Source organism: Leifsonia sp. NCR5, assembly GCF_002105485.1.
Taxonomy (GTDB): domain Bacteria; phylum Actinomycetota; class Actinomycetes; order Actinomycetales; family Microbacteriaceae; genus Leifsonia.
In genome coordinates this window covers 88908-114689 of record NZ_NCSR01000005.1, presented here as the reverse complement: position 1 = coordinate 114689, position 25782 = coordinate 88908, and the positions used below count along the sequence as shown (strand labels likewise).

The 25782-nt window shown below is 69.7% G+C and carries 18 protein-coding genes and 2 tRNA genes; 13 read left to right on the top strand and 7 right to left on the bottom strand.

What is annotated here, in order from left to right; translation table 11 throughout:
* Nucleotides 1-64 precede the first annotated feature (64 nt).
* The 3 genes from B7438_RS06305 to B7438_RS06295 are packed head-to-tail and all read left to right on the top strand — an operon-like array spanning nt 65 to nt 4448.
* On the top strand, nt 65-1717 hold the full coding sequence (locus tag B7438_RS06305) for an ABC transporter permease subunit (protein WP_085368799.1): 1653 nt from the start codon (nt 65-67) through the stop codon (nt 1715-1717).
* The gene (locus B7438_RS06300; RefSeq protein ID WP_085368705.1) at nt 1717-2604 is read left to right on the top strand and encodes a sugar ABC transporter permease; all 888 of its coding nucleotides are present in this window, start codon (nt 1717-1719) and stop codon (nt 2602-2604) included. Before B7438_RS06305 ends, B7438_RS06300 begins: the two co-directional genes overlap by 1 nt.
* Entirely contained in the window at nt 2601-4448 is a 1848-nt protein-coding gene (locus B7438_RS06295) for a glycoside hydrolase family 13 protein (protein WP_085368704.1), read from the top strand. Before B7438_RS06300 ends, B7438_RS06295 begins: the two co-directional genes overlap by 4 nt.
* Here the strand turns inward: B7438_RS06295 and B7438_RS06290 are convergent.
* The gene (locus B7438_RS06290) at nt 4445-5281 is read right to left on the bottom strand and encodes a pentapeptide repeat-containing protein (protein WP_085368703.1); all 837 of its coding nucleotides are present in this window, start codon (nt 5279-5281) and stop codon (nt 4445-4447) included. The genes B7438_RS06295 and B7438_RS06290 overlap by 4 nt on opposite strands.
* A gap of 121 nt (nt 5282-5402) precedes the next feature.
* Between B7438_RS06290 and B7438_RS06285 the strand changes: the two genes are divergently transcribed.
* From B7438_RS06285 to uvrA, 4 genes are all read left to right on the top strand, one after another.
* On the top strand, nt 5403-6359 hold the full coding sequence (locus B7438_RS06285; RefSeq protein WP_085368702.1) for an aldo/keto reductase: 957 nt from the start codon (nt 5403-5405) through the stop codon (nt 6357-6359).
* A 127-nt stretch (nt 6360-6486) separates the two neighbouring features.
* Nucleotides 6487-6558: transfer RNA gene (locus tag B7438_RS06280), tRNA-Thr, on the top strand.
* 31 nt (nt 6559-6589) lie between these two features.
* Nucleotides 6590-6663, top strand: a tRNA-Met gene (locus tag B7438_RS06275).
* Between the two features lie 182 nt (nt 6664-6845).
* Complete coding sequence (uvrA, locus tag B7438_RS06270) at nt 6846-9368, top strand: excinuclease ABC subunit UvrA (RefSeq protein WP_085368701.1); 2523 nt, start codon at nt 6846-6848, stop codon at nt 9366-9368.
* Nucleotides 9369-9466: 98 nt separating this feature from the next.
* Here the strand turns inward: uvrA and B7438_RS06265 are convergent, their stop codons facing one another.
* Entirely contained in the window at nt 9467-9913 is a 447-nt protein-coding gene (locus tag B7438_RS06265; protein ID WP_085368700.1) for a MarR family winged helix-turn-helix transcriptional regulator, read from the bottom strand.
* Between the two features lie 50 nt (nt 9914-9963).
* On the opposite strand from B7438_RS06265, the gene B7438_RS06260 reads away from it, so the two are divergent.
* On the top strand, nt 9964-10740 hold the full coding sequence (locus B7438_RS06260) for an alpha/beta fold hydrolase (protein ID WP_085368699.1): 777 nt from the start codon (nt 9964-9966) through the stop codon (nt 10738-10740).
* 15 nt (nt 10741-10755) lie between these two features.
* Here B7438_RS06260 and B7438_RS06255 read toward each other — a convergent pair whose 3' ends face one another.
* Nucleotides 10756-11604, bottom strand: a complete 849-nt coding sequence (locus B7438_RS06255; RefSeq protein ID WP_085368698.1) for an endo alpha-1,4 polygalactosaminidase — start codon at nt 11602-11604, stop codon at nt 10756-10758.
* A 132-nt stretch (nt 11605-11736) separates the two neighbouring features.
* Here B7438_RS06255 and B7438_RS06250 point away from each other — a divergent pair, with 132 nt between their 5' ends.
* The 3 genes from B7438_RS06250 to B7438_RS06240 all read left to right on the top strand — a co-directional run bounded on the left by B7438_RS06250 (nt 11737) and on the right by B7438_RS06240 (nt 15434).
* Nucleotides 11737-12534 (top strand): hypothetical protein, encoded by a 798-nt coding sequence (locus tag B7438_RS06250; RefSeq protein ID WP_143465665.1) that lies wholly within the window; start codon nt 11737-11739, stop codon nt 12532-12534.
* A gap of 102 nt (nt 12535-12636) precedes the next feature.
* The gene (locus B7438_RS06245; RefSeq protein ID WP_085368696.1) at nt 12637-14004 is read left to right on the top strand and encodes an NAD-dependent succinate-semialdehyde dehydrogenase; all 1368 of its coding nucleotides are present in this window, start codon (nt 12637-12639) and stop codon (nt 14002-14004) included.
* Nucleotides 14005-14081: 77 nt separating this feature from the next.
* Nucleotides 14082-15434, top strand: a complete 1353-nt coding sequence (locus B7438_RS06240) for an NAD(P)/FAD-dependent oxidoreductase (RefSeq protein ID WP_085368695.1) — start codon at nt 14082-14084, stop codon at nt 15432-15434.
* Between the two features lie 10 nt (nt 15435-15444).
* On the opposite strand, the gene B7438_RS06235 is transcribed toward B7438_RS06240, so the two are convergent.
* Entirely contained in the window at nt 15445-16452 is a 1008-nt protein-coding gene (locus tag B7438_RS06235; protein ID WP_256921889.1) for an agmatine/peptidylarginine deiminase, read from the bottom strand.
* Nucleotides 16453-16460: 8 nt separating this feature from the next.
* Entirely contained in the window at nt 16461-17459 is a 999-nt protein-coding gene (locus B7438_RS06230) for a nitrilase-related carbon-nitrogen hydrolase (RefSeq protein WP_143465663.1), read from the bottom strand.
* 91 nt (nt 17460-17550) lie between these two features.
* On the opposite strand from B7438_RS06230, the gene B7438_RS06225 reads away from it, so the two are divergent.
* Nucleotides 17551-18171, top strand: coding sequence for a TetR/AcrR family transcriptional regulator C-terminal domain-containing protein (locus B7438_RS06225; RefSeq protein WP_179150738.1), 621 nt, complete (start codon nt 17551-17553; stop codon nt 18169-18171).
* Nucleotides 18172-18408: 237 nt separating this feature from the next.
* On the opposite strand, the gene B7438_RS06220 is transcribed toward B7438_RS06225, so the two are convergent.
* Nucleotides 18409-19332 (bottom strand): aldose 1-epimerase family protein, encoded by a 924-nt coding sequence (locus B7438_RS06220; RefSeq protein ID WP_085368692.1) that lies wholly within the window; start codon nt 19330-19332, stop codon nt 18409-18411.
* A gap of 123 nt (nt 19333-19455) precedes the next feature.
* Between B7438_RS06220 and B7438_RS06215 the strand changes: the two genes are divergently transcribed.
* Entirely contained in the window at nt 19456-24090 is a 4635-nt protein-coding gene (locus tag B7438_RS06215; protein WP_085368691.1) for an SdrD B-like domain-containing protein, read from the top strand.
* 103 nt (nt 24091-24193) lie between these two features.
* Here B7438_RS06215 and B7438_RS06210 read toward each other — a convergent pair whose 3' ends face one another.
* Nucleotides 24194-25711: a PucR family transcriptional regulator gene (locus tag B7438_RS06210; protein ID WP_085368690.1), complete on the bottom strand. Its 1518-nt coding sequence runs from the start codon at nt 25709-25711 to the stop codon at nt 24194-24196.
* Nucleotides 25712-25782 lie beyond the last annotated feature (71 nt).

Genomic DNA, 25782 nt, shown 5'->3' with positions numbered 1-25782 from the left:
GATGCGCGTCCCGGCCGGTCAGCAGACCGGCCGGGACGCCGCCGTGGTCGAGGAGGGCCGCGCGATGACGACAACCCAGCGAACAGCACCGGACAGCGACGAGCGGTCGCGTCCGGACGGCGGAGACGACCCCACTCCCCGCTCGAAGCGCTCCCTGCGCGCTGCGCGGGTCGCGGAGGAGGCGTCTGTCGGCGTGAAGACGCTGATCCTGAAGATCCTGCTGCTCGGCATCGTGGACGCGACCAGCCTCTACGCGCTGTTCGTCCTTTTCGCCAACAAGAGCTGGCTGCCGTTCGGCATCGTGCTCGCGGTGACGCTCGTCGTCAACTGGATCTACTTCGGCAAGCGCAAGCTTCCGGCGAAATACCTCACCCCCGGCGTGATCTTCCTGCTCGTGTTCCAGGTGTTCGTGATCGGTTACTCCGGCTACATCGCGTTCACCAACTACGGCACAGGGCACAACAGCACCAAGGAGGACGCGGTCACCGCGCTCCTGCAGTCCGCGCAGGCCAGAGTGCCGGACTCGCCGACCTACCGCCTGAGCGTGGTCGAGCGCGCAGGGCAGCTCGGGTTCCTCGTGACGGACCCGGACGGCTCCGTCGAGGTCGGCACGGCGGACAGCCCGCTCGAGAAGGTGTCCGGCGCGACGCTCGACGAGGAGGGGACGGCGGTGGCCGCTCCCGGCTACCGCACCCTGAACTTCGCGCAGGTGATCGACAAGCAGGACGAGATCGCGAAGCTGAGCGTCGCCGTCAGCAGCGACCCCAACGACGGAGCACTGCGCACGTCGGACGGCAGCAGCGCCTACCTCTACCGGTCGACGCTGAGCTACGACGCCGCGGCGGGGACCATGACGGACAGCAAGACCGGCACCGTCTACTCCGACACCGGGCAGGGTGCCTTCACGGCGCCGAACGGCAAGCAGCTGATGCCCGGCTGGCAGATCACGGTCGGCTTCGACAACTTCGTGCGCGCATTCACCACCGAGTCCATCCGCGGACCGCTCCTCGGAGTGACCCTGTGGACGTTCGCGTTCGCCATCCTCTCCGTCGCGACCACGTTCGTGCTCGGCCTGTTCCTCGCGATCGTCTTCAACGACATGCGGATGCGCGGCCGCAAGTTCTACCGGATCGCCATGATCCTGCCGTACGCGTTCCCCGCCTTCCTCTCCGCCCTGGTCTGGGCCGGGATGCTCAACCCGCAGTTCGGGTTCGTCAACCAGGTGCTGTTCGGCGGGGCGGAGATCCCGTGGCTGACGAACGAGTGGCTGGCGAAGGCGAGCATCCTGTTCGTGAACCTGTGGATGGGCTTCCCGTACATGTTCCTGGTCTGCACGGGTGCGCTGCAGTCCATCCCCGACGAGTTCCAGGAGGCGGCGCGCGTCGACGGGGCGAGCGCCTGGGCATCGTTCCGGCTGATCAAGTTCCCGCTGCTGCTCGTCTCGCTCGCGCCGCTGCTGATCAGCTCGTTCGCGTTCAACTTCAACAACTTCAACCTGATCTACATGCTGACCAACGGCGGACCGCAGGATGCGAGCGCCGGCATCAACGTCGGGGCGACGGACATCCTCATCTCGATGGTCTACAAGGTCGCCTTCGTCGGCGCCAACCGCGACTACGGCCTCGCCAGCGCGCTGTCGATCATCATCTTCATCGTGGTGGCCGTCATCTCCGCGATCAGTTTCCGCCAGACCAAAGCCCTCGAGGAGCTGACCTGATGACCGCACCAGCACTGACAGCATCCCGTCGGCCGACGTTCGGGAAATGGTTCCGCGCCACAGGGTGGCGGCACGTGGTCGGCGTGGTCATGGTGATCTTCTCCGCGTTCCCTCTGGTCTACGTGCTCTCCGCATCCCTGCGCCCCGGCGGCACGCTGATGACCGCGAACGCGCCGTTCTCGGTGATCGACCCCGCCAACTACGTCACGCTGTTCCAGCTGCCTCAGCAGCCGTACGCCGCGTGGTTCGGCAACACCCTCGTCATCGGCATCGCGACCTCCGTCGGCTCCGTGTTCCTCGGGGCGCTCGCCGCGTACTCCTTCTCTCGGATGCGGTTCCGCGGCCGGCGTATCGGCCTGCTGACGCTGCTCCTCGTGCAGATGTTCCCGCAGCTGCTCGCGATGGTCGCGATCTTCCTGCTGCTCGACGGCATCGGCAACGTGTTCCCCGCGCTCGGCCTGGACAGCCAGCTCGGCCTCATCATGGTCTACCTCGGCGGAGCGCTCGGGGTGAACACCTACCTGATGTACGGGTTCTTCAACACGGTTCCCACCTCCATCGACGAGGCGGCCAAGCTCGACGGCGCCGGGCACGCGCGCATCTTCTTCACGATCATCCTGCGACTCGTGGCGCCCATCCTGGCCGTGGTGGCGCTGCTGTCGTTCCTCGGCACGACCAACGAGTTCGTCATCGCGAGCACCGTGCTGATCACGCCGGAGAAGCAGACGCTGGCGGTCGGGTTGTTCCAGTTCGTGTCGCAGCAGTTCTCCGAGAACTACGGTATCTTCGCTGCTGGCGCGGTCCTCGCCGCGCTTCCGGTGATGGCGCTCTTCCTCTTCCTGCAGAAATACATCGTCGGCGGACTCACGGCCGGGAGCGTCAAATGACCACCTCGTTCCACCTGCCCCACCACGACGGCTCGCCGCTCCACGTGTCGACCCAGGAGCCGTCGCTCGGCGACCACGTGCAGGTGCGGCTCCGCATCCCGCACAGCTGGGGAGCAGTGGATGCGGTGCGCACCCGCTCCAACCCCGACCACGAGCCGCGGTTCTCCGACGCGCAGCTCGTCGCGTCCGCGGACGGCTGGGACTGGTGGGAGGCTCCGGTCATCGTCGAGAACCCGGTGCACGGCTACCGGTTCCTCATCTCCCGCGCAGACGGCGGCAAGGTGTGGGTGAACGCCACCGGCGTGCACGACATCGAGACACTCGACTCCGAGGACTTCAAGCTCGTCGCGTTCTCCGCTCCGCCGGCGTGGGTCAAGGCGACCGTGCTCTACCAAGTGTTCCCCGACCGCTTCGCGCGCTCGGCCGCCGCGGACTCCCGGCCCGCGCCGGCCTGGGCCATCCCCGCGGCCTGGTCCGACCCGGTGGACGACGTGCCGCCCGGCCGGTCGCAGCAGTTCTACGGCGGCGACCTCGACGGCGTGATCGAGCACCTCGACCACCTGGAACGCCTCGGCATCACCACCATCTACCTCACGCCGGTCTTCCCGGGAAGCTCGAACCACCGCTACGACGCCTCCAGCTTCGCGATGGTCGACCCGCTGCTCGGCGGCAACGAGGCGCTCGCGCGTCTGACCGCCGCCGCCCACGAGCGCGGCCTGCGCGTGATCGGCGACCTCACCTCCAACCACTGCGGCGTCGGCCACGAGTGGTTCACGGCTGCGTACGGCAACCCGGATGCGCCGGAGAGCGAGTTCTTCCTCTGGCTGAACGAGGAGCACACGCAGTACGTCTCCTGGCTCGGCGTCCCCAGCCTGCCCAAGCTGAACTGGAACTCGAACGAGCTGCGCCGCCGCTTCATCGAGGGACCGGACTCGGTGGTCGGCCGCTGGCTGCAGGAACCGTACGGCCTCGACGGCTGGCGCATCGACGTCGCCAACATGACGGGACGGTACGGGGATCAGGACCTCAACGAGTCCGTCCGCCGGATGATCCGCGCCACGATGCTCGCCGTCAACCCGGACACGATCCTGCTGGGCGAGTCGACCAACGACGCGTCGAGCGACTTCCAGGGCGACGCCTGGCACGGCGCCATGACGTACGCGAACTTCACCAGGCCGGTCTGGGGCTGGCTGTCGAAGGAGGGCAGCGCATCCAGTTACTTCGGGCTGCCGTTCGGCACCATCCCGACGTACACGGGCGGTCAGGTGTTCGCAGCGCACCGCCAGTTCACGGCCGGATTCCCGTGGCGCACCAGGCTCGGGACGATGAACGCGCTGGACACCCACGACACCCCGCGCTTCCTGACCAACGCCCGGCCGGGCACCGTGCCTGTCGCGCTCGGCCTCTCGGTGACGCTGCCGGGCATCCCCGTGGTGTTCGCCGGCGACGAGTTCGGGCTGACCGGGATCGACGGGGAGGCATCTCGGACGCCGCTGCCGTGGGGGACGGAACACACCACCGCCGCAGCCTCCGTCGACCTCTACGCGACGCTCATCGGCCTGCGCCGCGCGCACCCGGCGCTCAGTAGCGGCGGGATGCGGTGGCTGCACGTCGGGGACGACGCGCTCGCCTTCGTGCGCGAGGCGGAGGATGAGTCGGTGCTGGTGCTGGCAGCGCGGGCCGACGTGTCGTTCACGGTGGATGCTGCCGCTCTCGGTGGAGTGGCCGCAGCGACGCCGCTGGTAGGGGATGCGATCGTCTCCGGCGGAGAGGACGGCATCCGGTTCACCTCCAGCGGCCCGGCGTTCACGGCGTGGGCGCTGCCAGGTATCGGCGCGCTCTAGACCGCCCAGTGCGACGGGGCGACGAGCCCTGCGGGGAGCAGCGTGCGCGCATCCCCTTTCGCCGCGTTGACCTGCACCTGGGTGACATAGATCGCCGTGCCCAGGTCGGCGCCGCGGAGGTTCGCGTCGCGGAGGTCGGCGCCGATCAGCTCGGCGTACGACAGGTCGGTCCCGCTCAGGTCGGCGGCGATCAGGAGGGCGCCGCGGAGTTCGGCGCCGCGCAGGTCGCGTCCGGCGAGGTTCGCCCCGACGAGGTCGGCGCCGGGGGCGAGGCGCTGATCGCGCGGTGCAGCGGCGACGTTCGCCTCGCGGGTGAGGCGGCTCGCGGCCCGCAGCAGCTCGGCGACGGGTGCCCGCAGGTCGTCCACCTCGACGCTCAGGATGCGGTGGGCGGGGGAGTCGGCGACCAGCGCGACCTCGGTGCGTGCCGCATCCAGTCGCTGTCGCAGCGGGGTCGCCGCGGGCATCAGGATGGCCTCGTCGAGGTACCAGAGCAGCTCGTGCAGCTGGCGCATGATCGGGAAAACGGCGAACATCTCGCCGCGCAGCTCCGGGCGCTCACGCCAGTCGCCTCCGCCGAAGGTGTGCTGGGTGACCTGCTGGCCGGCCCCGAAGCAGTCGAAGACCGTGCATCCGGAGAAGCCGCGCTCGCGCAGCTCCGGGTGGATGCGGCAACGGTGGCCGTCGTCGAGGTTGACGCACGGTTCGCCTGCCGCCTTGTCGAACGCGAACTCGGAGGAGCGGGCGAACGCGAGGGCGACGCAGCAGAGGCCGACGCACCGCGCGCAATCGGCGGTCAGGTCGGCGCGATCGGGGCGCGCGGAGATCTGCATCCCTCCACAGTAGGCATCCGCCGTAACTTCTCCACATCTTCAGACGATCCCGGAATAGCCGTCAGCACTCCGCGTTAGCGTGAGAGCACCGTCAATCGACGCCATCGAAGGAGAAATACGAATGACAGCACCACGCCGCACCATCGGATCGTCCGACCTCTCGGTCTTCCCCCTCTCGCTCGGGGGCAACGTCTTCGGATGGACGGCCGATCGGGACACGTCGTTCGCCGTCCTCGACGGCTACGTGGCTGCGGGTGGCAACTTCGTCGACACGGCGGACGGATACTCGGCGTGGGTGCCCGGCAACACCGGAGGGGACAGCGAGCGCATCCTGGGCCAGTGGTTCCAGGCGCGCGGCAACCGTGACGATGTCGTGCTCGCCACCAAGGTCAGCCAGCACCCCGACTTCAAGGGGCTCGCGGGCGACAACATCCTGCGCGCGGCGGACGCATCCCTCGAACGTCTTGGCTCCGACCACATCGACCTCTACTACGCACACTTCGACGACGAGACGGTTCCGCTGGAGGAGACCGTCGCCGCCCTCTCGAGCCTGGTCGACGCCGGCAAGGTGCGCTACATCGGCATCTCCAACTACTCTCCGGAGCGCATCGAGGAGTGGTTCAGGATCACCGAGGCGGAGGGCCTGCACCGCGCGGTCGCCCTGCAGCCGCACTACAACCTGGTCGAGCGCGACTTCGAGCAGAAGTACCGCGCGCTGGCCGAGCGCGAGAACCTCGGCGTCGTTCCCTACTTCGCGCTCGCCGCCGGCTTCCTCACCGGCAAGTACCGCGACGGCGTCACGGTCGACAGCGCCCGCGCCGCCGGGGCGTCGAAGTACCTCGACGACCGCGGCCGCGCCGTCCTCGATGCCCTCGACAGCGTGGCGGCCGCCCACGACGCGTCCGTCGCATCCGTCGCCCTCGCCTGGCTGGCGGCACAGCCCACAGTGGTCGCCCCGATCGCGAGCGCGCGCACCCTCGACCAGCTCCCCGACCTCCTCGCGTCGGTGACGCTCGACCTCACCGACGACGAACTGGATGCGCTGTCCGGCGCCTCCGAGGAGCGCGACGCGGCCTGACCCACGGCATCCGGCTCGGGGTGGTCGCCACTCCGGGCCGGGGGCGTGCGCGTGTACAAACCACCCTCGCGCAGATGGTATCCTCGTACGGTTGCCAAAAACGCGAAGCGGAAGCTGCGCAGGCTTCGCCCCCTTAGCTCATTGGTAGAGCACTTCCTTGGTAAGGAAGAGGTAGTGGGTCCGATTCCCACAGGGGGCTCCCTCCTCCCGGCACGACAGCGGGAGGCAGCGGCGGGGTAGCTCAGGTGGTTAGAGCACACGGCTCATAATCGTGGTGTCGCGGGTTCGAGTCCCGCTCCCGCTACTGGCCCCGAGATCTCGCCATCTCGGGGCTTTTTTTGTGCCCGCCGGATCGCATCCCCGTGGGTCTGGGGTCTCCCCCTACCGATTCGTCGCCCTCCCGGGGAGTATGGGTGGATCGGCTTGCGCACCCTCTCGGGCGCCGACGCTGTGAGCATCCCGCGGTGAAGGAGGGGTCGGGAGACCATGACGAATGAAGACCCGTCCGTGATTCAGCCGGATGTTCAGCCGGATGTTCGGGTGCGAGGCGCCCGCGAGCACAACCTGCAGAACGTGGACCTCACCGTCCCGCGCGATGCGATGGTCGTGTTCACCGGGGTGTCCGGGTCGGGGAAGTCGTCCCTGGCCTTCGGGACGCTCTTCGCGGAGTCGCAGCGCAGGTACCTGGAGTCCGTCGCCCCGTACGCCCGGCGTCTGATCGACCAGGCCGGTGTCCCGGACGTCGACTCGATCACCGGAATGCCGCCGGCGGTGGCGCTCCAGCAGCAGCGCGGTGGGCGCAGCCCCCGCTCGACGGTGGGCAGCATCACGACGCTGTCCAGTCTCGTGCGGATGCTGTACTCGCGGGCCGGGGACTACCCGGACGGTCAGCCGATGCTCTACGCGGAGGACTTCTCGGCCAACACCGTGCAGGGCGCCTGCCCGGAATGCCACGGCATCGGCCGGGTGTACGCCGTCACCGAGCAGCAGATGGTCCCCGACCCATCGCTCACGATCCGGGAGCGGGCGATCGCGTCCTGGCCGACGGCGTGGCACGGGCAGAACCAGCGGGACATCCTGGTGTCCCTGGGCTACGACGTCGACACGCCCTGGCGCGACCTTCCGCGCGAGGATCGCGACTGGATCCTCTTCACCGAGGAACGCCCGACCGCCCCGGTCTACGCGGGGTTCACTCCCGAGCAGACGCGGAGGGCGATCTCCGCAGGGACGGAGCCGAGCTATCAGGGGACCTTCGTGGGCGCCCGCCGCTACGTGCTCGACACGTTCGCCACGACCAAGAGCGCGTCGATGAAGAGGCGGGTCGCGGAATATCTCACCTCCGCCGTGTGCCCGGTGTGTCACGGCAAGCGGCTCAAGCCGGAGGCGCTCTCCGTGACGTTCGAAGGGCTCGACATCGCCGAGTTCTCCCGGCTTCCGCTGCGCGAGCTCTCCGTACGGCTCGCAGACCTGGTGCGGAACCCGAACCAGGCGGTGGAGAAGCGCGCGGCGGCTGCCCGCCTCGCCGCCGAGCTGCTGGAGCGCCTGCGCCCCATCATCGACCTCGGGCTGGGGTATCTGTCGTTGCACCGCACGACGCCGACCCTGTCCGGAGGCGAGCTGCAACGACTGCGGCTCGCCACCCAGCTGAGCTCCGAGCTGTTCGGGGTCGTATATGTGCTCGACGAACCGTCGGCCGGCCTCCACCCGCAGGATGTGAACGCCCTCCTGGGCATCCTCGAGGGGCTCAAGAAACGAGGCAACAGCCTGTTCGTCGTCGAACACTCCGTCGACGTGATGCGGCACGCGGATTGGCTCGTGGACATCGGTCCGGGAGCGGGCGAACGGGGCGGTCGCGTCCTCTACAGCGGAGCACCGGATGGGCTGGCGGACGTCGATGAGTCGGTGACCAGGGACTATCTGTTCGGCCGGCGCGGGCTCGCTCCACGGACTCCGCGCGCGGCGACAGGATGGCTGACGCTGGAGCAGATCACCCGCAACAACCTGCGCGACGTGTCGGTCTCGATCCCACTCGGGGCCTTCACTGCGGTGACGGGAGTGTCCGGTTCGGGAAAGTCCAGCCTGGTCAGCCAGGTGCTCCCCGCGCTGCTCGGGGACCACCTCGGCCGCCCGGTCGACCTGGCCGACAGTGCTCCGGAATCCGACGACCTCCTCCTCGCCGACGGCCCTGAACTGCTCGAAGGCACCGTGTCCGGCGACCTTCGTGGCGTCCGCCGGGTGGTCAACATCGACCAGAAGCCCATCGGCCGCACCCCGCGCTCCAACGTCGCGACATACACGGGCCTGTTCGACCATGTCCGGCGTCGTTTCGCCGAGACCCCTGAGGCGCGCACGCGAGGCTACCGGCCCGGCCGGTTCTCCTTCAACGTGGCCGGGGGCCGCTGCCCGACCTGCGAAGGCGAGGGTGCAGTGATGGTCGAGCTGCTGTTCCTGCCATCGGTGTACACGGTCTGCCCCGAATGCCACGGCGCCCGGTACAACGACGACACGCTCGAGATCACCTGGCGTGACCGGAACATCGCCGAGATCCTCGCGATGTCGGTGGAGCAGGCCCATGACTTCTTCGGCGGCGAGAACGAGATCATGCGCTCCCTGACGGCGCTCATGGATGTCGGACTCGGCTACCTGAGGCTGGGGCAACCGGCGACCGAACTGTCCGGTGGAGAGGCGCAACGGGTGAAGCTCGCCTCCGAGCTGCAGCGTGCCCAGCGCGCAGACACCCTGTACGTGCTCGACGAACCGACCTCCGGCCTCCACTGCGCAGACGCCGACCGCCTGATCGAACACCTGCAGAGCCTGGTGGATGCGGGAAACACGGTGGTCGTGGTCGAACTCGACATGCGCGTCGTCGCCACCGCCGACTACGTCGTCGACCTCGGCCCCGGCGCCGGCGAGCTCGGCGGGACGGTCGTCGCCGTTGGGACACCCCAGGAGGTCGCCGGTGCGGCCGCCAGCGCTTCTGCCCCGTACCTGGCTGCGGCTCTCGCGTGACGCTTCGGCCTCTACCGCGCCATCCTGCTCGTCTTCGTCGTCCGGCAGCGCCCACCGAGTTCGAACCGGATGCGCTGTTCGCGGCCCCGGAGGGCTGATCACCGACGCGTGAGAATCGGCCCCGGAGACTCCGCCCCATCCGCCGTCAGCACCTGCAGCACCGCGAGCAGCGTCGCGCGCTGATCCTCGTCGAGCGGCGCGAAGAGGCCGTCGAGCACCCCGGACGCCACCCGGTAGCCGTCCGCCAGCGCCGCGCGACCCGCGTCGGTCAGGGCGTGCTCGATGCGGCGGCCCCTGCCTGCCGTTCGGGAGATGAGGCCGCGGGAGACGAGGCGGGTCGCCAGAGTGCCGAAGGACTGGTCGCTCTGGAAGGTCGCCAGGGCCAGGTCGTGCCCGGAGGCGTGGGGCATGCGCTCGATGGCGCGCAGCGCGTCCCATTGCACGAGGCTGATGCCGACGTCGCGCAGGGCGGCGTCCATCGTGCGGTGGTTGCGGTACTGCGCGCGCTTGATCGTCTGGCCGAGCACTTCCAGGTTCGTCGTCACAGTGCTAGCGTATCAACATCCGTAAATAAGCATATTGACTTAGGAGCATGATGAGCATTTCCCCGTTCGAAGACCTCCCCCTCGTCCAGGCCGGCGACCCCGCGTCGCGCACGGCGCTCGTGCTCCACGGCGGGGGCGGGCCGCAGACCGTCGCTCCGATCGTCGGGCACCTCGCGCCGACCATGCACGCTGTCGCCCCGACGCACCCGGGGTGGGAGGGGACGCCGCTCCCCGCATCCACCGCCTCCGTCGCCGACCTCGCCTCCGACTACCTCGGGCGCCTGCTGGCCGGCGGTGAGCGGGACGTCGTGCTGATCGGCTCCTCCATCGGTGGCTGGCTCGCCCTCGAGATGGCGGTGCAGGCCGCCGCGGACGAGCGGTACGCCGGCCTGATCGGCGCCGTGGTCGATATCGACGGTGTCGGGGCGGTGGTGGACGGTGAGCCGGTCGCGGACTTCTTCGCCCTCGACGCCCGCGGCCTCGCCGAGCTCGCCTGGCACGATCCGGAGCGCGGCTACCGGGATCCCGCTCTGGCGACAGACGCGCAGCGCGCCGTGCAGCAGTCGAACGGTCGCACGATGGCCGTCATCGCGGGCGCCGGGATGAGCGACCCTGCCCTGCTCGGCCGGCTCGGCGGCATCCGGAATCCCGCCCTGATGGTGTGGGGCGAGAGCGACCGGATCGTGACCCCGGCATACGGACGGGCGGTCGCCCACGCGATTCCCGGTGCGCAGTTCGCCGAGATCCCCGCAGCAGGGCACCTTCCCCACCTGGAAGCGCCCGAAGCGACGTGGGCGGCGATCGACCCGTTCCTCGCGCGGTCCTGACGCTCCCGCCCCGACTCAGCAGCTGCGGTACACGTACCCGTCGTCGGCCGGGGTGACGAGCGAATGGTCCCGCAGAATCATGGTCTGCGGTCGCTCCGAACTCGAGCACGCGCGACCGAACGCATCCTCGCCGAGTTCGTCGGTGTACTCGATGTCCAGCACCACGGGGTAGACGTCGGTGTACGACTCGCACTCGGAGAACTGGAAGCACGACTCCGTCACGGCGAAGTCGTACCCGGCGGCCTTCAGCTCGGCCGACTGATCTGCCGTGTTCTTCTGCGCGATCGCCAGGCCGGCGTCGTGGGCGATCCGGGCGTAGTCGGCGGCGAGAGCGAGGTTGTCCTTCACCGAAAGGGCGCCGTCGGAGCGCGTGTACGAGTCGAGGTTGTCGATCTCGACGGCGGAGAAGCCGCTGTCCGCACACCCGCGGATCCACGTCCCGACGATTGCGGCCAGCGACCCTCGTTTGTCCTCTGTCGAGGTGTCGAAGATGTACTCGTCCGGCCATCCTTCGTCGACGAGCGGACCATCCGGTGTCTGCACGACCAGCTCGGGATGCTCGGCCGCGAACGCCTTCGACGCGTCCGGCTGCGTCTGGAACCCGTTGACGTAGCAGATGTCGTAGCCGGCACCCGACGGTTCGGATGTGCGGTCGCGCTCGACGACGGTCACCCCCTCGGGCGGCGTGTACGCACCGCCCAGCTGGTAGTCGAACCGGGCGCCGGCTGCGGGCAGTGCAACGGCCGGATGCGCAGGGGCCGGATGCGCTGAGGTCGCTGCTTCGCCCTCTCCGGACGCAGCACAGCCGGTGAGGACGAGCGCCGCGGCGGCGAGGAGGAACGCGGGCACGGTACGAAAGGTCACTCGTTCTCCAGATCAGTGGCGATGGGGAGAATCACGATACAGGGCCCCGCCGGGCATCTCGGGCATCTCGGGTAGCGTGGAGGTGTCCGTGCGCCGCGACCCGGCGGCGCTCGTCTCGCGGGGGAGAATCTGGTGAAGACACGTCGTCGGTCCGTTTTCGTTGTGTGCGTGCTGGCGGTGGGGGCGTCATTCCTCGCCGGATGTTCTGCGACGGGGCGCACAGCGGGAACAGACCCAGGCGCAAGCACCGGCCCGAGCGCGGGCGCGAGCGCCTCGGAGCGCACATACTCCGCCCGCGATCTCGCGAACATCCTGGACAGGGCGGGCACCGCGCTCGGCGTCGACGGCACCCTTGTCACCGACAGCGAGCTGAAGGACGCCGCCGCGAAGGTGGGCGGGGCCGCCGGACTCGCCCAGCTGCTCGGCGGGTCGAACGTCACGTACTCTCCGCAGGCGTGCGGCGACCTGCTGGCGACGGCGATGCAGGGCGGGGTGCCCGAGGATGCGATCGCCGCGCAGTTCCGCACCTCCACGGGCGCGGTGACGGCCGCATCCTTCGCCGGCACGCCGCTGACCTCCGCGCAGAAGGCGTCGTGGACCACCACCGTCGACAGCGTGCTCGACCAGTGCGGCACGGTGTCGCTGTCGTTCGAGATCGCGGGCAAGTCGGTCTCCGCGAAGGTCATCACGGCGAAGGCCACCGCCACGACCACCGCGGACACCACCGTCGGACTGCGCCAGACCATGTCCATCGAGGCCGCAGGGCAGAATCTGTCCGCGGTGAGCACCGTCGTCCAGGCCGTGTGGGGCAACCTGCTGATCTCGGCCACCACGATCGCGACGGACCAGACGACCGACGCCCAAGCGCAGGCCAAGACGGTGACAGCGGAAGCCGCCGTGGATGCGGTCGTGGCGGCCGCGAAGCGCTGATCCCGGCCGCCGGCAATCCAGGGTGACAGGTGCGCATCCGGCGGCGCGCATCTAGTGTCGTCTCTGTCGACCATGCACCACCACACGAGAACGAGGAACGCTATGAGCTATGCCGTGACCAATCCCGCCACCGGTGAGACGGTCAAGACCTACGACACCATCAGCGATGCCGACCTGCAGGCGGCCATCGCGGCGGCCGACAACGCATACCGCACCTGGGCCAAGAGCACGACCGTCGAGGACAGGGCTGTCCTCGTGCGTCGCGTCGGTGAGCTGCACGTCGAGCGCAGGCAGGAACTCGCCGAGATCATCGTGCGCGAGATGGGTAAGCCGATCGAGCAGGCGCTGGGCGAGGTCGACTTCGCCGGCGCCATCTACGAGTACTACGCCGACCACGCCGCCGAGTTCCTGAAGGACGAGCCGATCACGCTGCTCGACGGGGACGGCTCCGCGGTCATCCGCCGCTCCGGTCTCGGCGTGCTGCTCGGGATCATGCCGTGGAACTTCCCGTACTACCAGGTGGCCCGCTTCGCAGCGCCCAACCTGATCATCGGCAACACCATCCTGCTGAAGCACGCGGAGCAGTGCCCGGAGTCCGCCGCAGCGATCGAGCAGATGATGCTCGATGCCGGCTTCCCCGAGGGCGCGTACGTGAACATCTACGCCGGTCACGACCAGATCGAGCAGGTCATCGCCGACCCGCGCGTCCAGGGCGTCTCCCTCACCGGTTCGGAGCGTGCGGGCGCGAAGGTCGCCGAGATCGCCGGACGCAACCTGAAGAAGGTCGTGCTGGAGCTGGGCGGCTCCGACCCGTTCATCCTGCTGTCCACCGACGACCTGGATGCGACCGTGCAGAACGCGGTCGACGCGCGGCTGGACAACAGCGGCCAGTCCTGCAACGCCGCCAAGCGGTTCGTCGTGGCCGACGAGCTGTACGACGCGTTCCTGACCAAGTTCACCGAGAAGCTCGCGGAGGTGGAGGCCACCGACCCGACCAGCGACGACTCGGCGCTCGGGCCGCTCTCGTCGCTCCGCGCGGCGGAGAACCTCGACGAGCAGGTCAAGCGGGCCGTGGAGAACGGCGCGACCCTGGTGCGCGGTGGAGGCCGCAACGGCGCCTTCTTCGAGACCACGGTCCTCACCGACGTGTCCGAGGACAACCCGGCATCCAAGGAGGAGTTCTTCGGACCGGTCGCGCAGGTGTTCCGTGCGAAGGACGAGGAGGACGCCGTGCGCATCGCCAACGACACCCCGTTCGGGCTCGGCTCCTACCTGTACACGACCGACCCCGCCCAGGCTGACAGGGTGGCCGACCGCATCGAGGCCGGGATGGTGTTCGTGAACGTCGTCCTCGCCGACGGCGCCGAGCTGCCGTTCGGCGGCGTCAAGCGCTCCGGTTCCGGCCGTGAGCTCGGCCGGTTCGGCGCTGACGAGTTCGTCAACAAGAAGCTCATCCGCATCGGCGGCTGAGTCCACGAACGTCGCGGCGCTCATCCATCGGCCAGGCCAGTGGATGGGCGCCGCGCCCGGTGAACGAGAGACACACCATGAGCAGCATCGAACGTGACGTCGTGATCGTCGGAGCAGGAGCATCCGGGCTGACGGCGGCCACCGAGCTGAGGAAGGCCGGGCTCAGCGTCGCGGTCCTCGAAGCGCGCGACCGCGTCGGCGGACGGCTGTGGACGGACGACGTCGACGGCGCCACCCTCGAGATCGGCGGCCAGTGGGTCTCACCCGACCAGGATGCGCTGATCGCCACCCTGGACGAGCTCGGCCTCGAGACGTACGAGCGCTACCGCGACGGCACCAACATCTACATCAGCCCCACCGGAGAGCGCCGCACCTTCGACGGCGAGATCTTCCCCGTGCCCCCGAAGACCGAGCACGAGATCGTCAGCCTGATCGACAAGCTCGACGCGCTGGTGGCGGAGATCGACCCAGACCGGCCTTGGGAGCACCCGCAGGCGGAGGAGCTTGACGAGATCTCGTTCCGACGCTGGCTCGAGACCCAGACCGACGACGAGGAGGCCCGCCTCAACATCGGCATGTTCATCGCCGGCGCCATGCTCACCAAGCCCGCCCACGCGTTCTCCGCGCTGCAGGCGCTGCTGATGGCCGCCTCCGCCGGCAGCTTCTCGCACCTGGTCGACGCCGACTTCATCCTGGACAAGCGGGTGAAGGGCGGCCTGCAGCAGGTGCCGCTGCTGCTCGCGGAGCGCCTCGGAGACGACCTGCACCTGAACGCGCCCGTGCGCACGATGCGCTGGGACGAGAAGGGCGTGACCGCCATCGCGGACGGCGTCGAGGTGAAGGCACGGTTCGCGATCCTCGCCCTTCCGCCCGTGCTGATCAGCCGCATCTCCTACGAGCCCCCGCTGCCGCGCCTCCAGCAGCAGCTGCACCAGCACCTCTCGATGGGCTTCGTCATCAAGGTGCACGCGGTCTACGAGACGCCGTTCTGGCGCGAGGACGGATACTCGGGCACCGCGTTCAGCCCGTACGAGCTCGTCCACGAGGCGTACGACAACTGCTACGACGGAGACCAGCGCGGCACCCTCGTCGGCTTCGTGTCCGACGAGGCGGCGGATGCGGTGTTCCGCCTGTCTCCGGAGGAGCGGAAGGCGCGCATCCTGGAATCGCTGTCGCACTACTACGGCCCGAAGGCGCTCGACACGGTGGTCTACTACGAGAGCGACTGGGGCAGCGAGGAGTGGACGAGGGGCGCGTACGCCGCGAGCTTCGACATGGGCGGGCTGGCGCGCTACGGCGCCGATCTGCGCACGCCGGTCGGGCCCATCCACTTCTCCTGCAGCGACATGGCAGGCAAGGGATACCAGCACGTCGACGGCGCGATCCGGGTGGGTCGGGAGACGGCGGCGGCCATCGTCGCGCGCGCGTAGCCCGGCTCGACTAGCGGGCTGGCTGCTGCTGCGTGATGCAGTGGATGCCGCCGCCGCGGGCGAACAGCGGGCGCGCATCCACGGTCACCACGCGACGGCCGGGGTATGCGTCGGCGAGGATGCCGGCCGCCTCCTCGTCGTTGTCGTCGCCGAAGCTGCACGCGATCACGCCGTCGTTGACGAGCAGGTGGTTGATGTAGCTGTAGTCGGTCCAGCCGTCGTCGTCGCGGAGGGTCGCCGGGGCGGGCACCTCGACGATCTCGAACGGCCTGCCCGCCGCATCCTGTGCCGCCTCCAGGGTCTCCCGGATCTCGCGCGTCACCGCGTGGTCGGGATGATCGCTGTCGCGCTGGGTGTGCAGCAGCACGACGCCCGGCCGGGCGAACGCCGCGACGATGTCCACGTGACCGCGGGTGCCGAAACGCTCCGAGTCTCGGGTGAGGCCCCGCGGCAGCCAGACGGTGGTGGTCGCGCCGATGGTGCGCGCGAACTCCGCCTCCACCTCGGCGCGCGTGATGCCCGGGTTGCGGCCGGGATCGAGCTGGACCGTCTCGGTGGCGAGCACGGTTCCCTCGCCGTCGACGTGGATGCCTCCGCCCTCGTTCACCAGGGCGCTCGACACGATGGATGCTCCGGCCAGCGACCCGACCACGCCGCCGATGCGCGCATCCAGGTCCCACTGCGCCCAGTCCTGGGCGCCCCAGCCGTTGAACACCCAGTCGACGGCGCCGAGCTCTCCGTCGTCGCCGAACACGAACGTCGGGCCCATGTCGCGCATCCAGGCGTCGTTGAGCGGCGCCTCGTGCAGCTCGATGTCCCCGGAGAGGTAGCGCGGGGCGATGGCGCGGTCGCGCGGGTCGATCACGACGGACACCGGCTCGAACTCGGCAATCGCATTCGCAACGGCCGCCCAGGTACTGCGCGCCTCCTCGGCGTCCTCGGCCGTGTCGCCGAGCGTGTATCCCGCGGTCGGGAACGCGAGCCAGGTGCGTTCGTGCCGCGCGCCCTCGTGCGGCATCCGCCAGCTCATCGGGCGGTCCCCGCGGCCTCGGTCGCGGAGCCGGTGCCGTCGGCGCCGAGCACGCCGTACGTGTCCGGGCGGCGGGTCGACAGGAACGGGAACAACTCCAGCCAGTCGGAACGCTGCGGCAGGTCGAGGTCGACCACGAGCACGGCCTCCTCGTCCCGCGGGGCCTCGGCGAGGATGCGGCCGTACGGGTCGCTCACGAACGACGAGCCGTAGAAGGTGTTGCCCGGCGTGCCGTCCGGGCGCGTCTCCGAGCCCGTCCGGTTCGGGACGACCATGAAGGTGCCGTTGGCGATGCCGTTCCCGACGATCACCTGGCGCCACAGCGGCTGCGTGTCGAACTCGGGGTGGTCGGGCTCCGACCCGATGGCCGTCGGGTACACGAGCACGTCCGCTCCCTGCAGGCTGTACGCGCGTGCGACCTCGGGGAACCACTCGTCCCAGCAGGTCGGCAGCCCGAGCTTGGCCGGGATGCCCGGGATGCTGTGCACGGGATACGGCGTCTCTGCCGGTCCGGCGCGGAAGTACTTGTCCTCGTAGTATCCGGCGGTGACCGGGATGTGGAGCTTGTGGGTCTTCGCGACGATCTCACCGGTCGGAGCGACAACGATGGCGGTGTTGAGGCCGCGTCCGTCGTCGTCCCCGGTGCGCTCGTAGAGGGACGCGTGCACGAAGACGTCGTTCGCCGCGGCGGCCGCTGCCGCCCACGCGCGGGTCGGGCCGGTCTCGAAGTCTTCGGCGAGCACGTCCGCCCGGCCGTCCGGCAGGGTGTCCGCCGGGTAGCGGGAGAGCGTCAGCTCGGGGAGGAAGACGATCTGCGCTCCCTCCGCGGCCGCGAGGGCGACGGCCTCGTCCAGCTCGGCGGTGAGGGCGGCGATGTCCGGCTGCCAGGCGTGCTGCACGACGCCGATGCGCAGGGGAGCGGCGTCGTCGCGGCTGCCTGCGACGCGGGCGAGGGAGGTGGGCGGGGTCGTCGCGCGGACGAGTGCGAAAGTCATCTGGGCCATCCCGTTTGAGGAACGTGCTAAAACGAATAGTGTTCGTTTATTATGCACAGGAGACGTCACCGACGGAAGAGGGGGAGCAGAGATGCCACGGCCGTCATCGCCCATTCTGAGCCCCGACCGCATCGCGGACGCCGCCATCGAGCTCGTCGACGCCGGCAAGCCGTTCGGTGTGAACGCGCTCGCCCGGCAGCTCGGCGTCACGCCGTCGTCGCTCTACAACCACGTGGACGGGCGGGATGCGATCGTCGAGCTGATGCGCGGGCGGCTGGCGGAGCGCGCCGCCATCGTGGTGCCGGACGGCCTGGCCTGGGATGCGGTGGTGGAGTACGTGGTGCGGGAGCAGCGCGCGATGTTCTCCGCGCATCCACTCGTACTGCCGCTGCTGGTCGGCAAGCCGGTCACCGACGCGACCGTGCTCGGCTACTACGAAGCGCTCGCCGAGGCGCTGCTCGACGCCGGTTTCCCCGAGGGCGACGTGCTGGTGATCGTGGCGATCCTGGATGCGTTCGCGCTCGGATCAGGGCTCGACCTGTCCGCCCCTCCGCAGGTGTGGCGGGCGCGGCAGGGAACGGCCCTCGCCCGCCTGGTCGACACTGGCGAGCCGGGTGATGTGCGGGCCGATCGCGCCTTCGACCTCGGGGTCGAACTCCTCCTCGGATCGCTGCGCGCGCGCCTGGCAGGGCGTGACGACTTCGGGCATTGATGACCTGAAACGCCTTCATAGCGCGGACGCAGTCGTAAAATTTGGCATCCGGCATGTAGGATGGACCAAACGAGACCGTGAGTAATCCGGCCCTCGAACGGACGGATCGCCTGAACGGGTACGGGCACCGTCCGGATTGCGCGAGCGTCCTAGCGCCGCGTCGGTGCCCCCAGCTGTTTCGGGTTCAGCTGGGGGCATCCCTTCGTTTGCGCCAGATGCCTGCGTCAGATGTCTGCGTCAGACTCCGCGGATGGTCCATCCGGCGGTCGTGGAGGCGCCGGGGGCGAGGACGACGAGGTCGGTGCCGGAGTTGAAGGCGTCCGGCGGGCAGGTCATCGGCTCGACGGCGAGGCCGATGCGGTTCGTCGCCTCGTCGTCCGTGTCTGCCGTGTGTACCTGCACCCATGGGCAGGCGTCGTCCCAGCTCATCGCGACTCCGCTTCCGTCCGCGGCGCGCAGCCAGACCGTCGCCGTGTCCGTCTCGTCGCGCTGCAGCCCGGTGAAGGCGTGGTCGATGAAGGTGTCGCCGATCGGACGCGGTTCGCGGAAGTCGAAGACGCCGTCTCCCTCTGTCGCCACGTCGGCGAGGCCGACCGGGATCAGGCGATCCTCCGTGACGGTGAGGACGGTGGCCGCGGGAAGGGTCAGGGTCCACTCGTCGACGCGTCCGTCGCCCGCCACCAGGTAGGGGTGGGGTCCGGTGCCCCAGGGGGCGTCGTCGTGTCCGGTGTTCGTCGCGGTGACCGCGGTATGCAGGCCGTCCTCGTCGAGTTCGAAGGCCACCACGACGTCGACGCGGTGCGGGTAGCCGGCCTGTGCCTCGATGGTGGCGGTGAAGGTGACGCTGCTCGCCGAGCGGTCGACGGCGGCGAAGTCGAGCCAGGTCGCGAGACCGTGCAGCGCATGACCGCGGTTCGGCTCCGTGAGTGGCAGCTGCTGCTCGACCCCGGCGAACGTGTACTTCCCGTCGACCACGCGGTTCGGCCACGGCGCGAGCGTCGCCCCGCGGTATGCCGGGCGCACCTCGTCCGCGTCGAAGGGCACGACGAGCGGCCGCCCCTTGTACTCGAGCGTGCGCAGCGATGCACCGACGGAGGCGATCGTGGCGTGGTAGTCGCCGGCGGTCAGGCCGAAATGCGTTCCGGAGAGGGGAGTAGTCATCCGTCCATTCTGTTGTACGGGCGCGTGCCGCGCACACCCGCAGGGGTGGGAGGTTCGGACTCCGCCCCAACGAACATCAGTATATATGAAATATAGGCATCCACAATGTGGTAATAATGCCTCATGAACGTGACATATTCTTCGCGGCTAGGGACGCGGAAGAAGCGGATCGGGTGGGCGGCCATCGCGCTCTCAGCGCTGCTCGCCGCCTCCCTCCCCGCCCTGCCGGCTCTGGCCTCCTCCGCCGCCATGTCCGCGACCATCGAGGCGATCGACGACACCGTGAAGTCCGGCGGCCAAGCGGTCTACCGGGTCGCCTATCAATGCTCCAACCTGACGACGGACAGCTGCATCGCTCCGACCTTCACGGTCCCGACACCGGGCGGCACCGGGCCGAACGGCGAGCCTGCCGCGTTCGGCGGCGAAGCGGTTCTCGGCGGTGGAGCGCACATCGTCTCCGCCACCGGATCGCCGCTCACCATCGGTTTGCGCGATCTTGGCCCCGGCGAGAGCGGCGAGTTCACCATCTCCTGGCCGGTAGCCAACTTCACGACGCTCCCCGGAACGACGTTCCCGGCGACCATCCGACTCGGCTACGCCGACGCTGCAGCGCCCGACGGACAGGTGACGACGCAGGTCACCACTGCGCGGCCGGTCGTCGTCGAGGCGAAGTCTGCCCTCACGGTCGTCAAGCAGATGAAGACGCCGATCCGCGAGACCCTGGTGCGACCGGACGAACCGGTCACCTACGCCATCTACGGCTGCAACCCGAACGCGGCCAGCCTCGGCGCGCTCGATTACACAGACCTGGTGCTCGTCGATTCGCTCCCGAAGGGGACGACCTTCGTCTCCGCCTCCGATGGCGGCGTCTACGATCCGATCGCAGAGACCGTCACCTGGACCACTCCGGCGCCGGCGCGCGACGACTGCATGAATCCCACGCAGGTCCGCGAGCTCACAGTGATCTACTCCGACGAGACGTTCGTCCAGTCGATCCCGAAGGGCGAGTTGATCAACGCTTTCCAGAACAAGGTGGAGGCCACCGCCGTGGCGCTCGACGGCACGAAGCTCTCCGCGTTCGACCAGCGCAACCACACCTTCCTCGCGCCGGACAGCGAGCGGCAATACGAGTTCGTGGCCAACAAGAACGCCTCGCACAACAACTATCTGCACTCGGACACGACGAGTGAGTACCAGTGGGGGATGTTGACGCACTGGCACGGGAACGTCCCCGGCTACGACTCGGCGAATCTGCGTCCGGCCGTCGTCCTCGACCGGATGCCGTGTCTCGTCGGCGGGCAAGCGGTCTCGCCCGCCATGCCGGCGAGCGATCCGCTGGGCATGTCGTTCCCCGGTGCGATCAGCATCCCGTCCGACCAGTGCACGAACCCCGCTTTCAGTACGGAGCAGCTGCGCTTCGACGAGAGGACGGCGAGCCACCTCGTGCAGGTGGAGGTCGTCACCTGGAACGGCGTGATGCCGCAGACGCACCGTTACGTCAAGCCGGCAGACAAGGTCGAGCCGTTCCGCCTGAACATCCACCGTCCGAGCGGTGCGCCGAACGAGGAGACCCTCGGTCTTCCCGTCGGCGAGGTGGTCACCGACCTCCGCATCGTCAGTATCGGCGAGGACAATGTCGGCGACTGGTGGGCGGTGCGCGGTGTGAACACGCAGGCGTTCGCCGATACCGGCCTGCTCACGATGGCCAACACCTACGTGCCGTTCTACGGCGTCGAGTTCGCGCCGGGCGCCAGCCCGGTCGCCGGGATCGCCGGAACGGGGTCGCCGCGCGCGGCAGCCGAGTACTTCGCCTCCCCGTCGCCGGATCCGCAGGTCGTGAAGGTTGCGGCCTCCGATGTCAGCGGTCTGCGCCCGGGCGTCGCCGCGTCCTGGACGATCACGATCGCCAACGGCGCGAACGGCAAGGTGCCGCTGCGACCGATGCTGGTCGACGTCCTGCCGATCGGGCTGGAGCTCGACGAATCCACCATCAGCTGGACCAACCTGGATGCGGTCGGCAAGCCGACGCTGAAGCAGGGCACCGTGACGATCGGTGGTCGGAGCCATCGGACGCTGACCTGGACGTGGCCGGAAGGCACGGCGCTCGGCGTTGGAGACCCCCAGCCGACGGTGACGTTCGACACGGATGTCACCCTCGCGGCGACCGAGGGCGCTCACGCGAACGACGATGCCCAGCGCGCCGTGCTGTTCGACATGGACTACACCCTCAGCAACAAGGGCACGGGCGTGGCGACGGATGTCGACGACCTGAACGGCAACGGCGACACCGAGGAGATGGTGTCGGAGAGCACGGTCGGCTGGACCGTCCTCGCCAGCGCCGGCGCCGCCATCGAGAAGACGGTCAAGGGAGCGCTCGACGCGGACTGGACCCGCGGCGGACTGACGAACGCGACGTTCGACGGGAACGGAACCCACGTCGACTACCGCCTCGCGGTGACCAACCCGAACAACACCGCGCTCAAGGATCTCGTCATCTACGACGTGCTGCCGCACGTCGGCGACACGGCGATCAGCGGCGTCCTGGAAGGCGCAGAGCGCGGGAGCGCGTGGGAGGTGACGTTCGGCTCGATCCTGTCGATGCCGGCCGGCGCGACCATCGAGTACTCGACGTCGAACGACCCGTGCCGTCCTGAGCTGTTCGACCGTCCAGCCGGTCAGGCGCTGCCTGCCGGCTGCGACGCCGACTGGTCGGCGACCCTGCCGGAGGATCCCGCGAGCGTCAGGGCACTCAGGGTGGTCTTCGCCGACCTGGCTCCGGCACTCACGCCGGAGTACATCGAGTACCGCACCATCGCGCCGGCGTTGAGCGGGGCGAACGACCTCGCGGTCACCGATCCTGCGGCGGTCGCCAACAACAACGTGGCCTGGCAGACGTCGCGCGTCACCAATGCGGGCGCCACGGCTGCGGTGCTCGCGTCCGAGGCGCCGGTCGTCGGCGCGAGGCGCGTCGCCGGGCAGCTGGGTGACCGCGTCTGGCTCGACGCCGACCGTAACGGTGTCCAGGACGCTGGTGAGGTCGGCGTCCCCGGCATCACGCTCGAACTCCGCGACGAGAACGGCCAGCCGGTCACCGCCGCGGACGGCCAACCGGTGCGCACCAGCACCGACAAGAACGGAGAGTACGTGTTCACCGTGCCGCTCGGCACGTGGAGCGTCGCGATCGTCGGGCTGCCGGCCGAGTACGAGCTCACCGCGCACCACGCAGGCACCGACACGGCCGCCGACTCCGATTTCACGGGCGTCGGCGTCGCCACCGCACCGGTGACCATCGCCGACCCCGTCAGGAACGGTGAAGGGGCGAACATCGTCACGACACTCGATGCCGGGCTCGTCCGCGCCGGAGTCACCATCACCAAGGACGACGGTTTGACCGTCGTTCATCCTGGTGAGTCGATCACGTACACGATCACCGTGACCAACACGGCGGCGCAGGCCGTCGCGAAAGCCGTGGCCGTCGCCGACGCGCTGCCCGCGGAGCTGGACTTCGTCGGCGCCACGGAGAGCGGCGCGTTCGACGAGGACGACCGGGTGATCACCTGGGCGCTCGGCGACCTCGCACCGGGCGAGACGCGCATCCTCGAAGTGACGGCGACCGTCTGGGAGGACATCTCCCCGGACACGGAGATCGCGAACGTGGCGACCATCACCGGCACCTTCGACTGCGTCACGGACTGCGCGGCCAGCGACGTCGACAGGACGCCGCCGAGCGTGAGCATCGTGAAGGACGACAACCGCACCACGGTCGGCAACGGGGAGACCCTCCGCTACGACCTGTTCGTCGAGAACGGTTCGTCGTCGGCCACCGCCACCGGCGTGACCGTGGTCGACACGCTTCCAGAGCACCTGGAGTTCGTCGACGCGTCGGACGACGGGGTGTACGACGAGGACGCCAGGACCGTCACCTGGACCCTGGGCGACCTGGCGCCGGGCAGCGGACGGGTGGTGCAGGTCCACGCGACCGTCGCCGTCACGACGCCGGCCGGATCGACGATCACCAACACCGCGACCGTCGAGACCACCGAGGGCTGCATCGTCGACGACGAGTGCCGCACCGAGGACGTCGACCACACGCCGGACGTCTCGATCGCGAAGGACGACAACGAAGAGGTCGTGGCGATCGGCCAGGACCTCACGTACGACCTGACCGTCACCAATGGTGCGGCCTGGGATGCGCCGCTCACCGTCGTCACGGACGTGCTGCCGGACACCGTCGAGTTCGTCTCGGCGACCGACGACGGCGAGTACGACGAGGAGACCAGGACGATCACCTGGGAGCTCGGAACCCTCGACGCCGACAGCGAGCGGGCCGTCAGCGTGACGGCGCGGGTCGTGGACGGCCTGGAGGACGGGGACACGATCGTCAACACGGCGACCGTGACCACCGAGCACGGATGCGCCGACGACGCTCGGTGCAGCTCGACGGACACGGACACGGTCGAGGTTCCGAAGCCGGGTGAGCTGGACGATGAGCTGGACGAGACCGAGGTGGAGGTGGGCGACCCCACGCCGACCGCCACTCCGTCGGCCAGCCCGTCCGTTCCTCCGACGGTGAACCGCAGTGACGCCCCTCGTCTGGGTTCGCAGAACAACGGATCGACCACGGCCGGGCAGAAGGACGGGCTGGCGAACACCGGTTCGACCGTCGCCACGCTGGCGGGATGGATCGGCGGGCTGCTCCTGCTCGCGGGTGCCGTGCTGCTGCTGATCCGTCGAAGGAAGGCATACGGAACGCGCTGATCCCGCGACACCGAGCATGACCCTGAGCGGGGTGGACGTTGAGCCGTCCACCCCGCTCAGTCGTGCGTCCGCAAGGTCGGGCTGGGGAGGCTGGTCGGGCCGGTCAGGCGTACGCGGCGCGGAGCGCCGCGAAGAGGTCGGCGCGGGCGGCGAAGCTGCCGAGGTCGACGCCGAGGATGCGTTCTGCCTCCGCCACGCGCGTGCGGAGGGTGTGCCTGTGCATCCCGAGCTCGCGGGCGGCCACGTCGTAGACGCCGTTGTGGTCCAGCCAGACGAGGAGCACGCGGGGGAGGTCGGCGTCGGCCGAGCCGAGCGGGGCGATGGCCGCCGTGGCGACGGCGCGGGCGTCCGGAGTGTCCAGCAGGGCGAGCATCCCGCCGCCCGCGATGTCGTCGAAGCCGCGGAGGGGCCGGTCGGCGTCCGCCCGGTCGCGCGCGGCGGAGGCCTGCGCGAGCGCCGACGCGAGCTCGGTGAGCGGTCCGGCCGCCGAGATGCCGCCGCGGAGGTCGAAGCGGGCGGCGAGCTCCGGCAGGCCGGACGGGGCGGCATCCTCTTCGAGCACCATCAGGTCGTGCCCGTCGCGGGCGAAGAACAGTCCTGGCCGGGACTCGAGGATGTCGGCGGCGGACGCGATGGCCGTGCCGCCGAGCACGGCCACGCGCACGGGGCCGGAGGGGAGCGCGCCGAGCACCGGCTCCGCCACCGTCTCCGCGAGCGCCCTGTCTCCGGCGAGCAGCGCCCGCCACACCGCGGTGCGCAGGCGGGTCCGCGCCGCATCCGTCGCCCTGCTCTGTTCGAGAGCGAGACCGGCCAGTGCAACGACGCCGGTGACCACCTGCTGCGCGGCCTGGTCTAGCGCCGCTGACCCGACGGCGAGCACCCCGCGCAGCCGCCCGGCGGCGCCGAGGGTCTGCAGGGCGAACGTCGCGCTCGCGCTCGCGCCGTCGTCGGCGTCGTCGTCTCCCGCCCCTGCGCCACCACCTGCGCCACCACCCGTCGTCCCCGCCGCGCGGCGGCGCGCCCGCAGCAGCGGCTCGGCCGCCGTCGTGATCGCCGCGCGATCCTGCGTGGACAGTCCGCCGGGCGGATACGCCCTGTCCAGTTCGCCGTCCGCGCCGACGAGGGCGACAGGGCGGTCGATCTGCCTGGCGAGTTCCGCGAGCACCGCGCCGAGCGCATCCGGTCGGAGCGCCGCCAGCGAGATGGCCCTGGATGCGCGGAGCGCCCAGGTGTTGCGGGCGTAGGTGTCCGCCGCCACCCGATCGGCGACGAACCGCGCGATGGCGATGAACGGCGTGCGGTACGGCACCTCGAACAGCGGCAGGCCGTGGCGGGTGCAGGCGTCGACCAAGGCGTCCGGCGTCCCGGCGCGCACCACCTCCGTGCCGAAGCCGAGGCCGGCGATGCCGTGCGCGACCAGGCGGGACACGTACGGCTCGACGTCGTCCGGCGCCCCCGTGATCAGGAGCACCTGGCCGGGCGCGAGGAACGGCGTCGGGTCTTCGAGGTCGGAGCTGTGCGCCCAGTGGATGCGCGCATCCAGCTCGGCGGCCCCGCTCGGGGTGAGCAGCCGCAGCCCGAGATCCTGCCGGGCGAGCAGCTGGGCGACGGTGGCGGGCACGAGCGACTCCGATCCGCCAGTATGTACAAAACCGGCGAGGCGATTGTACAACGTGGCTGATGGCCTGCGTC